Here is a 14,011-nt window from a genome sequence, read left to right as displayed (position 1 = left end):
AAATCATTCCCAATTGCGCTATTATTTTCCACATCATCAAATACTTTGCTTATTTTTAGGTGATGATACCAGAAAGGATCTCCCGCTTTGTTGATGGCTTAAAAGAACTGGTCTATAAACTGATTGGACCAAGTGCCCATTTTACCCTTGAAAACCAGGTTTTTAATGGAATTAGCCTCATTGCTATCCTCATTATAGGATATGATGTCCCTTTTAATTATTTCAATGGAATGCAAACCATTTCCATTCTGTTTGCCATCTTACTGGTTGTATTGTGTTTTACCTACTATCTTTCCAGATTCAAAAAACAGTTTAAATACAGCATCATTCTCTCTTCCTTAATGGTATTATTGGCATTAGGCAGCATTTATTTCTTCAATAATGGAATAAAAGGACCTTCCTTGCTCTCTCTATCTATTGCTTTCTTTATGATCATGATCATATCGCCCAGGAGTCAATACTGGCTATGGTCGATACTTTGTTTGACCACAGGATTAGGTTTGCTCTTTTTTGAATACAAAAACCCAGGATACATTAAGGATGCTTATCAGGACAGAGCAGCTGTTTTCGCAGACATTGCCTCCACCTATATCATCACCATTCTGGTCACCTTCCTTGGGTTGTTTTACCTTAAAACCGCTTATTTTAAAGAAAAACAAGATGCTGCTGCGAAAACCGCAGCATTAGAGCGAATGAACCATGAGAAAACGAAATTCTTTTCCATCATCGCCCATGATCTTCGCGCCCCACTAGCTTCAATACAAAGCTATATGGACCTTTTCCGCATGGATATTCTCAGTACTGAAGAGAAAGAAATGATGGATAAAAAGCTGACCAATGCTTTGAGTGGAACTCAGGAAATGCTGGACAATATGCTTTCCTGGTCTCGTGCAGAACTAAACAATGGAAAAACGGCGATGGAGATCAACAAATTACATGAAGCCCTGGATTCGGTAATTACAACTCAAAAAGCCGCCTCTAAAGAAAAGAAAATCACTTTTACTGCAGATATAGATACTTCCCTGGAATTAATTTCAAACGTACACATGCTGCAATTGATTGTCAGGAACATTATTGGCAATGCCATCAAGTTCACGCCTTCCGAGGGATTGATAGAACTGAATGCCAGCAGATATGGAAAAGACTGTCTAATTGCAGTTCGTGATACCGGAAACGGTATCCCTGATGAAAATAAATCAGAAATATTTTCGCTGAAAGCACAATCTACTTATGGTACAGAGAATGAAAAAGGGATTGGACTGGGGCTATTTCTTTGTAAAGAATATACACATGCGCAGGGAGGAAAAATATGGTTCGAAAGCCAAAAAGGCGAGGGAACTGTTTTTTATGTATCCCTCCCCCTTTATGTCAGTACCTGATTAAGAAAACCTCAGCTCCTGATCCTCTCCAGTCCCATTGTTTAAAATCACTTTCAGCGGAAATGGTTTTGCTTTTTGCTCGGTCGGATACCAGTTTCTATCTTCATTAACCAGGATCAATAAACCTTGTTCATCACCCAATACAGTAAAATTATCCTGTGCAGGTTGCTTTTCATAAACATCCAGACTGTATTTGCTCATTAAAGTCTCCGCCAAAAATGGAACATCCTCAGATACCAATCCGATTTCAGAAACAGACAATATCGAAGCACCATCAAATGGTTTTGTCGCTTCATTATCAAGATCGAAACGGCAAATCAATTCCAAAAGGTTCTCATTGTTGTCATGAAAATAAAAGGATTTTGAATTCCACAATTCGAAATTAGAAAAGTCTGTTTCCGGAGTTACCGGAATGATTGAGGTCCTTTGTTTTAACCATTGGTAAGCTTCCATCAGCTGATTTTTAGGAATATCAAAGGCAAGGTGATAAACCGGATGATCTTCCGATCCCAATACAAATGACAACCTGGTTTTCCCAATGAGAAAAGACCGCTCATTTTCGCTTTTATCTTGAGTAGGAATGTTTAATATTTGATTGTAAAACGTTTCCGTTTCTTCCAACTGATTTGTAATGAGCTGTAATTCTCTAATCTCCATAACACGTAGCTTTTTATACAAAACAAAGCTAAGGCTTAATGGTTAGGAAATATAGCACAATAAATAATTCACATATCGTTGTTCGATTCCGATTATTCTATTATCTTAATGGAATGATCTGTTAACCAGCAAAAAAGGAGAAATTATGTCAAATGATACAACTTCAGTAAAACCAATAAAAATACGAGGATTTACACCTTTACTTTCGGTTTTCAATATGCCTGCCTCCGTACGTTTTTACCGGGACTTACTCGGTTTTGACCTCATAGAAACTTCTGCAGCTCCGGAAAAGCCAGATAATTTCAAATGGGCACGATTGGGCTTAAATGGAATCGAACTGCTGCTGGCACCTCGTGGAGAAAAAACCTGTCCTAAACCCGCCACAGCCCATGATTGGCTGGAGCGTCATGACATGTCTATCCATTTTGGCTGTTCAGACCTGGATCAGGTTTACCAATATCTGCAGTCTAATGGTGTAGATGTAACCGCACCATCCAGTACCTCTTATGGCTATAAGGCATTATATGTAAGAGATCCTGATGGATTTCCCCTGGTATTTCACTGGCCGGAAGCCTAGTATTTCTTAAATTTTGCCTGAATTGGTGAAACAAGCACAAAGATATACTGTTATGTCTATATACCTAAATATTAAACTATGGCTATCCCAGAAAACCCAGAAGACAATGTTCCTCTAGATGATGCTCTAAATTCGGAAGCAGACGATCAACAAAGTCAGAAAGACATTCATTCCAATGGATTTGATGAAAATTTTGATCAACCCACAGATGAGGAGATTGAACAACCACCAATAGATTTACTCAAACAAGCATTTGATGCTTCAGAAGCATCTTTTACACTAGATGTAGATAAGGGAATTGCCCCAAAAAAAGATCCTAAGTAAAAGAAATCAATCCATACCACTCCTTGCACAGTCCATACTGTACAGGGAGTTTTTTTTTATAAAAAACCTAGCCTGCATTAGCATCCTCCATTAATTTAGCCAGCCCAGCTTAACTATTAATTAAACCATCCTCAGGCCTGTATCTCATCAAATACAACTTTACTTTCCTCTTACTGCGCTATTGCTGTTCTTTTGCTGGAGCAAGCGTTGAGTAAAAAAAAAGCAAAACAATAGCAAAACAATAGCAAAACAGATAGGCCACTTAAAGCATTGGCGAAAGGGGCCTGATCAGCTGGTATTTTTCAGTTTAGGTCAGCATGCTTTATGACCATTCCTCATGATCACTTCCAATCTACCAAAATCAATATAGAAATAAACATTTCAATATAGTTTCATTTGTTTCTAAAATAAAAAAAAGGAGCTATCTTTATAGACAGCTCCTTTAAAAAGTTTTTTTAGCCTTTCGGCAACAATAATTTATGCTGGAATCAGCGCTTCTACTTTGGTTAAAACTGTAGCTAGACCATCCTTGTTCTTACCACCGGCAGTTGCATAAAATGGTTGGCCACCGCCACCACCCTGAATGTCTTTAGCCAGCTCTCTCACGATATTGGAGGCATTTAAACCTTTGCTCTTAATCAGGTTCTCAGAAAGCATCACTGTGATCCCCGGTTTATCATCGATTAAAGTGGTGAACACCAATAACAGGTCATCTACCAGATCTTTCACAGAGAAAGCCAGGTTTTTCACCGCATCGGCATTCGGAAGATCGACATGAGTAGCAATCACATTTACACCATTGATGGTTTTCAGGTGATGAACAATTTCATGTTTCAAATTAGCACTTTGCTCTCCTACTGCTTTTTCCGCTTCTTTTTTCAGTTTGGCATTCTCTTCCAATAAAGAAGATACTGCGGCTTTCAGGTCTTTATTCCCTTTTAACAAGGCCCTAAGTTCGTTCAGTTCTCTATTTTGCTCTAGAATAAAAGCTTCTGCTTTATCCGCTGTAATGGCTTCGATACGTCTTACACCAGCGGCTACAGCACTTTCAGAAATGATTTTGAAATAACCAATCTGCCCGGTAGCCTTTACGTGTGTACCACCACAAAGTTCTTTAGAATAATGGTCATCAAAAGTAATTACACGAACGAAATCGCCATATTTCTCTCCAAACAAAGCAGTTACCCCACTTGAAATGGCTTGTTCATAAGGCACATCTCTTTGTTCTTTCAAAGGAATATTCTCTCTGATTTTTTGATTCACCAGGTGCTCTATCTGCGCCAGATCTTCTTCGCTGATCTTCGCGAAATGAGAAAAGTCAAAGCGTAAGTAATCAGGATTTACCAGGGAACCTTTTTGATTCACATGACTGCCCAGCACTTTTTTCAAAGCTGCATGCAGTAAGTGAGTTGCGGTATGATTGTCCTGAGATAATAAACGCTTGTCTTCATCTATCACTGCCCAGAATAAACCGTCTAAATCTTCTGGTAAAGTATCGGTATAATGAACGATCACGCCATTCTCTTTCTTCGTATCAGTAACTTCAACAAAGAACAATCTGCTATGGTCTTCTAATCTGCCGGTATCACCAACTTGTCCGCCGCTTTCTGCATAGAAAGGTGTTTTGCTCAATACAATCTGGTATTGATCTTTCCCTTTCGCATTCACTTTACGGTATTTAATAATTTTCGTTTCTACTTCGAAGTCGTCATAACCTACAAAATCCGTTTCCAGATCGGAATTCACCATGATCCAGTCGCCGGTATCTACTGCAGTTGCCGCTCTTGACCTTTCTTTCTGCAAGGTTAAGGCCTTATTATACCCTTCCATATCTACCAACCAACGTTTCTCTCTGGCCATCAACTCCGTTAAGTCGATTGGGAAGCCATAAGTATCATTCAGTTCGAAAGCAAATTCTCCAGGAATGACCATCTGGTCTTTTAAGATGCTGTATACCCAATTGTCATCGAATGATTTCTCAGATTCAATGGCATTTTCAGACATCAACAGCTCTCCTTGTTTTTTCGTGAAGTTTTCAAAGCGCTGAATTCCTGTAGCCAAAGTTCTCAGGAAGGAAACTTCTTCTTCCAATACCACTTTCTGCACAAAATCCTGCTGTAAATAAAGTTCATCAAAAACACCTTTAAACTGCTCGGCCAGAACTGGAACCAATTGGTTTAAAAATGGCTCTTTCAGGTTTAAGAAAGTATAAGCATACCTCACTGCACGACGAAGAATTCGGCGAATCACATAACCCGCCTTATTGTTTGAAGGCAGCTGACCATCCGCAATTACAAAAGATATAGCACGGATATGATCCGCCATTACGCGCATGGCGATGTCTGTTTTCTCCTCTGTACCATATACCACACCCGAATGTTTGGCGATCACCTGAATCATTGGCTGGAAAACATCGGTATCGTAGTTTGAAGATTTCTCCTGTAATACACGAACCAAACGCTCAAAGCCCATTCCTGTATCTACATGCTGCGCTGGTAAAGGCTGCAATGAACCATCTTTAAGACGGTTAAACTGCATAAATACATTGTTCCAGATTTCAATCACCTGAGGATGGTCGGCATTTACAAGGTCTTTTCCGCTTACTGCCTCGCGTTCTTCTGCTGAACGGCAATCCACATGAATCTCTGAACAAGGACCGCAAGGTCCCATATCGCCCATTTCCCAAAAGTTGTCTTTTTTATTTCCTAATATGATGCGGTCTTCCGGCACAAATTGTTTCCAAAGCTCGTACGCTTCTGTATCTCTTGGCAGTCCTTCTTTTTCGTCTCCTTCAAAGATGGACACATATAATTTGTCCTTAGGGATTTTGTATACTTCTGTTAAAAGTTCCCAGCTCCAGGAAATGGCTTCTTTCTTAAAGTAATCTCCAAAGCTCCAGTTCCCTAACATCTCAAACATCGTATGGTGATAGGTATCAATACCTACTTCTTCCAGGTCATTATGTTTGCCAGAAACGCGTAAACAACGTTGTGTATCTGTTACACGCGGATATTTAATCGGTGCTTCACCCAGAAACAAATCCTTAAACTGGTTCATTCCCGCATTGGTGAACATCAAAGTAGGGTCGTTCTTTACTACAATTGGTGCAGATGGAACAATATGATGTTGTTTTGATTCAAAAAATTTTAAGTATGCCTGTCTGATTTCCTTAGCTGTCATCCTTCTCCTTATTAGTGGTGAACAAAATTAAAATTTTATTGCGGTATTCTACTAAAATCCCTTTACATTTGAATACTTTATATAAATGCCGTAAACCACTAATAATCAATATCAAACTATGCCTTACAAAGAACGGGAAATTAATAAAATGTATTATACGATGGGCGAAGTGACCGAAATGTTTAACGTAAATGCATCTCAGATCCGCTTTTATGAGAAAGAATTTGATGTACTGCAGCCTAAGAAAAACAAAAAAGGCAACCGTTTATTCACTCCTGAAGACATTGAAAATCTAAAGATCATTTTCCACCTGGTAGATGATAAAGGATTCACCCTTAAAGGCGCCAAAGAGCACTTAAAAAACAACACTTCTGAAGTAAAAGAAAACCAAAAGATCATTGCTTCTCTGGAGAAGTTGAAAGATTTCTTACTTAAGTTAAACGAAGAAATATAATTTAAAGATTAATTTATTCTTTTATTAAATAAATAATATAGTGATTAGGCATCATGATGTCCTACTCACTATTCCTGTATTTACTCCTCTTTATCGGCTATCCATGGCTACCTGTCCAGGCACAGGAAGAAGAACAAGTGATGGAACTCAGGGAAAACCTGGCCGAAAACGGAAAGGAAGAGGAAGATCTTTCTGCCTTTGAAGAACAGCTTGATTTTTTCAGAAAACATCCAATAGACCTGAACCATACGAACGCGGAAGAGTTGAAAAAACTATTCTGGCTATCTCCTTTGCAGGTCAGCAATTTTTTTGAGCACCTACTGCTCAATGGAAAATTATTGGATCTGCTCGAGTTGCAATCTATTGCTGGTTTCGACCTGATCACAATTGACAAGATGCTTCCATTTGTCACCCTCATTCCAGTAAATCGCTTTGCTTCTTTAAAATTCAAAGACCTTTACCAGCAAGCGGAACAGCAACTGCTATTTCGATATGGAAGAACACTTGAACGGCAAAAAGGCTTCCGGGATTTACCGGGCAGCAGGTACCTGGGCTCCGCCGATAAACTGCTGCTGAGTTATAAATACCAGTATCCTAAAATTGGTGCATTTTCCCTGTTAATGAAAAAAGATGCCGGTGAAACCATCGGTACAAAGCCGGTACCCATTGATTTTGTTTCCGGAAATTTCGCCTTGTTTAATTATCGAAGTATTCAAAAGCTGGTCATAGGAGATTACACCTTGCAATTCGGACAAGGACTGACGCTTTGGTCTGGTTTTTCATTGGGAAAAGGGCCTGATGTAACTAGCCTGGCCAGTAAAGACCTGGGCTTAAAACCTTATACCTCCTCTAATGAAAGCACCTTTTTCCGGGGCATTGCCAGTACTTTGAAATTACCCAAAAACCTCTTCGTTACCCCCTTTTATTCCATCAGAAAACGCGATGCAAGTTTAAAAACAGATCAGTACGGCAAATATACCTTAAGCAGTATTTCAGAAAGCGGACTGCACCGAAATGCTGCAGAGATCAGAAACAGGAAGCAGCTTGCACAGGAGGCATATGGAGCCACTTTACAATACCTCAGTAATTCCTTAAACATGGGTTTTTCTGCTTACCAGACCCGCTTTGATCAGACTTTCACCAGAGACAGCAGCAGTTACCAAAAATATGGCTTTGAAGGAAGAAAGCTAGGCAACATCGGCCTCCACTATAATGTCGCTTTTCAAAATATTTACTTTTATGGAGAACTGGCAAAAAGCTTTCCCGGTGGATGGGCAGGATTACAAGGAGCGATGACCAACCTTTCTAAATCTATCTCCATGGTGCTGCTATATCGAAAATACGACAAAGATTATGCAAATTTCTTTAGCCAGGCAATTGGAGAAAACACCACAAGCAGCAATGAAAAAGGGCTTTACCTCGGTATCAATTACCTGCCACATCCACATTGGAAATTTGCGCTCTATCTGGATTATTTTAAGTTCCCCGAAAAGAAGTACCGGGTAGATACGGCTTCCAGCGGCTATGAAACGCTAGCACAATTGGTTTATAGTCCGACTAAACAGTTTAAAGTAACGGCCCGCTTTAAAACCGAAAAGAAACAGCAAAATCCCGCAGCAGTAAATACGGTCCGCTCTTTAGAAAAACTCCTAAAAACTAGTTTCAGACTAGACTGTAACTGGAAATTCCATAAAAAAATCAGCACAGTACAAAGGATAGAACTGATTCAATATCAAAAAGGAAAGCTGCTTAAAGAATTCGGATACCTGATTTATCAGGACATTTATTATACGCCCATGCATTCAAAAATATCAGGGAACATCCGTCTGGCCTATTTTAATACCCCTTCCTATCAGTCTAGAATTTATGCCTACGAAGCTGATGTTTTATATGGTTCTGGCTCCGGAGGATATTACGGACAGGGTATCCGCACTTTTTTAAACCTCCGGTACCGTTTATGGAGAAAGTTAGACCTCTGGAGCCGTTATGACCTCTATTATTACCCGCATCAAGCATTCATCGGTTCCGGGCTGGACGAAATTAATGGAAATATGAAATCCGCGGTTAAATTATTAATCCGTCATCAATTTTAAGACATGGATATTTCAGCCCAGCCGGAACAGGTATTCCCCAGAATACTCCTACCCTACACCTTAGGAATTGTAGTTTTCTATCATTTTAAATATCCCGGCTTCCTACCTTTATTGATCGGAATCAATCTAAGCTTACTCAGCCTGCTGCTGCTCCTGAACAACTATTATAACATTATTAAAGTGTATCGCTTCAAATCAGGAACTGGCTTGCTTTTTCAATTGTTTTTTTTCTTTTTCGGTGGCTTGTTGTGCTACCACCATCAAAATAATTTAAAGTCAGACGATTTCTCTAAATCATCAAACCTTTATTTAAAGATCCAGGTGATGGACGAACCCTACCAAAAAACAGGGATACTTAGATTCAAAGGACAGATCCAGTCAGTTTATTTTACTGAACAGCTGGGAAATCAAGGGAAACACATGCTACAGGCCAAAACGGCATCTGGAAAAATAATGGTCGCTATTAAATTAGATCACAGGCAACCTTTAGCCATCAACTATGGGGAAGAGCTGCTGATTCCAGCCAGCTACACCCCAATCAAGTCCTCTTTTCATCCTGCACAATTTGATTATCAGGCCTGGCTGGCCGCACAAAATATTAGACACCAAAGTTTCTTACTGCAAAATCAGGTAATAAAACTCGGTCTGCAATCTGGAAATGAATTATTTAAATTTGCGATTGCCCTCAGAGTCAAGCAAGTCAAGCGCTACCAATCCTTGCTACAGGACAATGAAGCTGTGGCGATGGCCTCTACGCTGATCCTTGGTTATCGGGCCGATCTTAGTAAGGAAATACTGGCCATTTATTCCAAAACGGGTACCATACACGCTTTATCAGTGTCCGGGATGCATGTAGGTTTAATTTATCTCATTTTAAACTACGCCCTAGCTTTCCTTAACCAAAAAAGGAACGCTCAATATATAAAGCTATTCCTCATCCTTGGCTTATTGTGGTTTTACGCCTTATTAACAGGCTGCAGTCCTTCCGTATTACGCTCAGTCATCATGATCTCTATATTTTTAGTTGGAAAAACATACTCCAGGCCTGCAAATAAATATAACATCTTATCCTTTGCTGCTTTTGCTATGCTGCTGTATGACCCTTTTTTAATCTGGGATGTCGGCTTTCAGCTTTCTTTTCTAGCTGTTTTTGGTCTTTTATATTTACAGCCCAAGCTCCAGGACTGCTGGACTATACAAAATAAATGGGCCCGCAAATTATGGGGAATAATTTCTATGTCATTAGCAGCACAGCTGTTCACCTTTCCGCTGTCTATCTATTATTTCCATCAATTTCCTTTTTTATTCCTGCTGGGCAACCTGTTTATTCTAATTCCCGTCACCTTGATCATGTACCTTGGGATTTTACTGCTGATTCCAGGTCTGGATTTTCTGGCTCCTGTGCTCAGCTGGCTAATTCAATTCAACAATACTGGATTGAAATTTATTGCGGCAATTCCTTATTCCGTTTTGTCAGGGATTTGGATCAATAAAGTGGAGTTACTCCTGTTATCTGTTTTTTTAACTTTAGGTACTATGGCCATTGTAAATGGCAACTGGAGATTATTGATGGCCGCTTTTTCTTTTTTCTTAGTCTTGCAATTTTCGCTGAGCAGAACAGCAGTCATGCGATACCATCAGCAGGAAATCATCCGTTTTGAGATCCCAAAACAGCAAGCCATCGCTTATATTTTTGCCCAGCAAGCTACTGTTTACACACATTTAAAACAAGAAGATGATGCTTTTCAGTATTTCATTCAGCCTGTATTGGCGTACCATCAAATCCGGTTTTTAAAAATCATTCCGCTACCACCTTAGATCTTCATCCAATTCCTTCCGTTTTAACCACAATGATTTGCTTTTTATTTACTTTTGATTAGAAAAGCAAAAGAAACTTACCCCCAGACCTATGACAGCGCCATTAGTTTTATATTCTGTTGAGCAACGCATTGCCACCATTTCGATTAATCGCCCGGAAAAGCGAAATGCTTTAAATCCGGAGCTGGTTACACTGCTTAGGGAAACCTTGATCGAGGCTTCAGAAGACGATGAGGTAAAAGTCATTATTTTAAAAGCAAACGGCAATACCTTTAGTGCAGGTGCCGATCTCGCTTATCTACAGCAGCTCCAGCAAAACAGTTATGAAGAAAACCTGGCCGACTCTGAAAATTTAAAGCGTTTATTCACTACCATCTATTACTTACCCAAAGTAGTGATTGCCCAGGTAGAGGGACATGCCATTGCCGGTGGATGCGGACTGGCTACCGTATGCGACATTACTTTCGCAGTACCGGAAGCCAATTTCGGTTATACCGAAGTAAAACTTGGATTTGTACCTGCGATTGTCTCCTGTTTTTTACTTAGAAAAACTTCTGAAACAATTGCCAAAAGAATCCTGTTAACAGGTGAGCTGTTCAGTGCACAACAGGCATTGGACTATGGATTGATCACTTTTGTAACAAACAAAGAAAACATTCATCAGAAGGTAAAAGAATTTGCACTAAGTTTGTGTACGGAAACTTCCGCCAATTCGTTAATGGTAACGAAGCAACTGATTGGTCAGACCACCAACCCTCAATTAGAGAGCTGTCTGTCACTGGCGGTTCAGATCAATGCCAGGGTGAGAGACAGTGAAGATTTCAAAAAAGGTATTGCTGCCTTTATCAGCAAAGAGAAAATACAATGGTAATCAAATCATTCAATTCATCAGTACACGTATCAAATCGAAAGAAGCACCTATCAAAACAGTTTAAATACGTATCAAATTAGTACAAACACTAAAAACTATTATATGTTAAAATCTATCAAAACCGGAGTTTTAGCTGCAATTCTTGTAAGTTCAGCTATCTTCGCAAACGCCCAAAAGAAAATCACCGAAGGAACTGTTACTTTCGGAATGGAGTATGCACTTACTTCTGAACAGCAACCTATGGCTGCCATGCTTCCTACGGAATCTAAAATCAAATTTAATGGCAACATATCCAGAATGGAAATGCAGCAAGGTCCGGCTACGATTACAGTACTTGCCGATATTGTAGACCTAAATTCACTAGTACTGATTGATGTTCCGGTTGCACAAATGCAATTTGCTGTAAAGGGTACTAAAGCAGATTACGAAAAAGAGAAAGAAAACAACCCTAAGTTCAGCGATTTCAAAGCTACTGGCGAGAAGAAAATGATCTTAAACTACAATACTGAGAAATATACCTATAAGGACGACAAAGGAAACACTTACGAATTATGGTCAACCAACGATATTGAACTTCCTTCAGGTTTAGTAGGTCGTGATTTCATCGGTGTAAAAGGTACTCCAGTTAAATTTACCAGCTTCAATAGAGGTGTAAAATCTACCGCTACTATAAAAAGCCTGGTAGAAGAAAAAACAGGCCCTTTCAGCCTAGACGTTCCTAAAGGATATGAAGTGAAAACGATGGAAGAAATCCTGCAAATGCAAGGTGGAGGTCAATAGCATTCACTAAAATGTTTAGAAGCCTTATTTTTTTTATCAGATTTTATATTTTCTGGTTGCTATTTTTCTTTACAGACCGTTTAATATTTCTTCTAATTTACCATAAAAAGCTAGCCATGGTTCCTTTATCGGAAACCATGGCTACTTTCTACCAGGCCTTACTATTAGACCTATCGATGACGGCATACCTTGCTGTCATTCCGTTTTTAGGCTATATCGTATCGCTGTTTACTGGCTGGAAATCCGTAAACATCAAATGGATTTCTATTTATAATTTAGTATTGCTGGTGATATTCAGCATACTTTCCATTGTAAACTTTAACATTTACCGGGAATGGGGAACTAAAGTGAATGCCAAAGCTATTGGCTTTGCTTTTTCTTCGCCCGGAGAGGCTATGGCTTCAGGAGCTTCCTCCCCGATTGCACTATCTTTATTGATATTGATAATGCTCATTGGAGGTGGATATTTCTTACAAAAGCAATTGATCCCCAAACAGCTTTCTTTTCAGAAATCCCCAATCTGGCTGCGCGGCCTAATTTCAATATTGGTTCTTGTACTTACTTTTATGTTTATCCGCGGAGGCTTTAGAGGCTCACCGATTACACAAAGTATGGCTTACTTTTCAAAGGAACAATTGCTCAATCATGCTGCAGTAAATACAGAGTGGAACTTGATCAGAAGTACACTTTCCGAAAAAATGACCAGTCATAATCCTTATTTATACCTGGATCCTAAAAAAGCAGATGAGCTGATTCAAAACCTGCATGCAGTAGAAAAAGACAGCACTACGGCAATTTTAACCACCGATAGGCCCAATGTGGTCATGGTGATTATTGAAAGTTTCACTGCCGATCTTACACAGACGCTTGGCAATGAACCAGGCATTACCCCACATTTTGATTCTTTAATGAATAAAGGGGTGTTATTTGACAATTTATTTGCTGCTGGAAGCCGCACCGATAAAGGCCTTATTGCCAGTCTCGCGGGTTTCCCTACCCTTGCTGCAGGCAGCATTGTAAAATGGCCGGAGAAATTGCAAAAATTACCTGCCATTTCCAGCTCGCTGGCCAAAAATGGTTACCATACTTCTTTCTATTATGGAGGGGAGTCCGAATTCGACAATTACAAAGCTTTTATCCTCAGTCATGATTATCAAAAGCTCATTGATAAAAACAACTTCTCAGGAAATGCACCGAAATCATTCTGGGGACAATATGATGAAGCCGTTTTTGACAAGCAGCTGCAAGACCTGAATAAAGAAAAACAACCTTTCTATTCTACTTTGCTGACGCTAACCAATCACGAACCTTATACCCTACCTGGGAAATCAAAATTTGGTAATGCCAATAACGTGGAGCAGTTTAAAAGCACCGCTTACTATACAGATTCCTGTATCAACGCCTTTTTAAACAACGCTAAAAAGCAGCCTTGGTACAACAATACCTTATTTATATTCGTGGCGGATCACGGCCATTTATTGCCTAAGCAAAGTCACGATATTTCTACACCTGGACGTTACCACATTCCACTCCTGTTTTTCGGAGAAGTGATCAAAAAGGAGTTCAGAGGGAAGAAATACAGTAATGTTGGCTCACAGGTAGACATTGCCGCCACTTTACTCGCACAATTAAATATTCCTGCTAAAGAATTCCAATGGAGTAAAAACCTATTGAACCCTTATACCAAACCTTTCGCTTATTTTAGCTGGGACAATGGCATGGGCTTTATTGATAATGAACAATGTGTTACCTTTGATAATGTAGGAAAAATGACCTTATTCAACAGTAACGACAAGGACAAGGAAGGTACCGAGAAACGGTTAGACCTGGCGAAAGCTTACCTTCAAAAAGTATATCAGCAATTTATAGCACTATAAA

11 protein-coding genes are annotated in these 14,011 nt (G+C 39.5%); 9 read left to right on the top strand and 2 right to left on the bottom strand.

Translation table 11 applies throughout. From position 1 onward, the window contains the following. Positions 1-62 precede the first annotated feature (62 nt). Positions 63-1,379: a sensor histidine kinase gene (locus tag K7X70_RS14880; RefSeq protein ID WP_222537800.1), complete on the top strand. Its 1,317-nt coding sequence runs from the start codon at positions 63-65 to the stop codon at positions 1,377-1,379. Here K7X70_RS14880 and K7X70_RS14875 read toward each other — a convergent pair whose 3' ends face one another. Continuing rightward, positions 1,380-2,036, bottom strand: a complete 657-nt coding sequence (locus K7X70_RS14875; RefSeq protein WP_222537799.1) for a VOC family protein — start codon at positions 2,034-2,036, stop codon at positions 1,380-1,382. A 145-nt stretch (positions 2,037-2,181) separates the two neighbouring features. Between K7X70_RS14875 and K7X70_RS14870 the strand changes: the two genes are divergently transcribed. After that, complete coding sequence (locus tag K7X70_RS14870; protein WP_222537798.1) at positions 2,182-2,613, top strand: VOC family protein; 432 nt, start codon at positions 2,182-2,184, stop codon at positions 2,611-2,613. Positions 2,614-2,691: 78 nt separating this feature from the next. After that, positions 2,692-2,937, top strand: coding sequence for a hypothetical protein (locus tag K7X70_RS14865; protein WP_222537797.1), 246 nt, complete (start codon positions 2,692-2,694; stop codon positions 2,935-2,937). 477 nt (positions 2,938-3,414) lie between these two features. On the opposite strand, the gene alaS is transcribed toward K7X70_RS14865, so the two are convergent. Beyond that, on the bottom strand, positions 3,415-6,117 hold the full coding sequence (gene alaS / locus K7X70_RS14860; RefSeq protein WP_222537796.1) for an alanine--tRNA ligase: 2,703 nt from the start codon (positions 6,115-6,117) through the stop codon (positions 3,415-3,417). A gap of 118 nt (positions 6,118-6,235) precedes the next feature. Between alaS and K7X70_RS14855 the strand changes: the two genes are divergently transcribed. The 6 genes from K7X70_RS14855 (at position 6,236) to K7X70_RS14830 (ending at position 14,010) form a co-directional block, all read left to right on the top strand. Beyond that, the gene (locus K7X70_RS14855) at positions 6,236-6,571 is read left to right on the top strand and encodes a MerR family transcriptional regulator (protein WP_062547648.1); all 336 of its coding nucleotides are present in this window, start codon (positions 6,236-6,238) and stop codon (positions 6,569-6,571) included. 53 nt (positions 6,572-6,624) lie between these two features. After that, positions 6,625-8,664: a helix-hairpin-helix domain-containing protein gene (locus K7X70_RS14850; RefSeq protein WP_255607293.1), complete on the top strand. Its 2,040-nt coding sequence runs from the start codon at positions 6,625-6,627 to the stop codon at positions 8,662-8,664. Between the two features lie 3 nt (positions 8,665-8,667). Further along, positions 8,668-10,482, top strand: coding sequence for a ComEC/Rec2 family competence protein (locus K7X70_RS14845; RefSeq protein ID WP_222537795.1), 1,815 nt, complete (start codon positions 8,668-8,670; stop codon positions 10,480-10,482). A 91-nt stretch (positions 10,483-10,573) separates the two neighbouring features. After that, positions 10,574-11,353 carry an enoyl-CoA hydratase/isomerase family protein gene (locus K7X70_RS14840; protein ID WP_222537794.1) on the top strand — a complete coding sequence of 260 codons (780 nt, stop codon included), beginning with the start codon at positions 10,574-10,576 and terminating at the stop codon, positions 11,351-11,353. Positions 11,354-11,455: 102 nt separating this feature from the next. Further along, positions 11,456-12,133 (top strand): hypothetical protein, encoded by a 678-nt coding sequence (locus K7X70_RS14835; RefSeq protein ID WP_222537793.1) that lies wholly within the window; start codon positions 11,456-11,458, stop codon positions 12,131-12,133. 116 nt (positions 12,134-12,249) lie between these two features. Then, entirely contained in the window at positions 12,250-14,010 is a 1,761-nt protein-coding gene (locus tag K7X70_RS14830) for an LTA synthase family protein (protein WP_255607291.1), read from the top strand. Position 14,011: the final 1 nt, after the last annotated feature.

The organism is Pedobacter polysacchareus, assembly GCF_019802255.1.
In the GTDB taxonomy this organism is placed as follows: Bacteria; Bacteroidota; Bacteroidia; order Sphingobacteriales; family Sphingobacteriaceae; genus Pedobacter; species Pedobacter polysacchareus.
The sequence above is the reverse complement of the archived record's forward strand: the minus strand, read 5'-3'. Positions and strand labels throughout refer to the sequence as shown.

Bases quoted from the DNA above. Each gene is read 5' to 3' on its own strand.
- K7X70_RS14835 (WP_222537793.1), top strand. From the start codon at position 11,456: ATGTTAAAATCTATCAAAACCGGAGTTTTAGCTGCAATTCTTGTAAGT.
- K7X70_RS14840 (WP_222537794.1), top strand. From the start codon at position 10,574: ATGACAGCGCCATTAGTTTTATATTCTGTTGAGCAACGCATTGCCACC.
- K7X70_RS14850 (WP_255607293.1), top strand. From the start codon at position 6,625: ATGATGTCCTACTCACTATTCCTGTATTTACTCCTCTTTATCGGCTAT.
- alaS (WP_222537796.1), bottom strand. From the start codon at position 6,117: ATGACAGCTAAGGAAATCAGACAGGCATACTTAAAATTTTTTGAATCA.
- K7X70_RS14830 (WP_255607291.1), top strand. From the start codon at position 12,250: ATGGTTCCTTTATCGGAAACCATGGCTACTTTCTACCAGGCCTTACTA.
- K7X70_RS14870 (WP_222537798.1), top strand. From the start codon at position 2,182: ATGTCAAATGATACAACTTCAGTAAAACCAATAAAAATACGAGGATTT.
- K7X70_RS14845 (WP_222537795.1), top strand. From the start codon at position 8,668: ATGGATATTTCAGCCCAGCCGGAACAGGTATTCCCCAGAATACTCCTA.
- K7X70_RS14855 (WP_062547648.1), top strand. From the start codon at position 6,236: ATGCCTTACAAAGAACGGGAAATTAATAAAATGTATTATACGATGGGC.
- K7X70_RS14865 (WP_222537797.1), top strand. From the start codon at position 2,692: ATGGCTATCCCAGAAAACCCAGAAGACAATGTTCCTCTAGATGATGCT.
- K7X70_RS14875 (WP_222537799.1), bottom strand. From the start codon at position 2,036: ATGGAGATTAGAGAATTACAGCTCATTACAAATCAGTTGGAAGAAACG.
- K7X70_RS14880 (WP_222537800.1), top strand. From the start codon at position 63: ATGATACCAGAAAGGATCTCCCGCTTTGTTGATGGCTTAAAAGAACTG.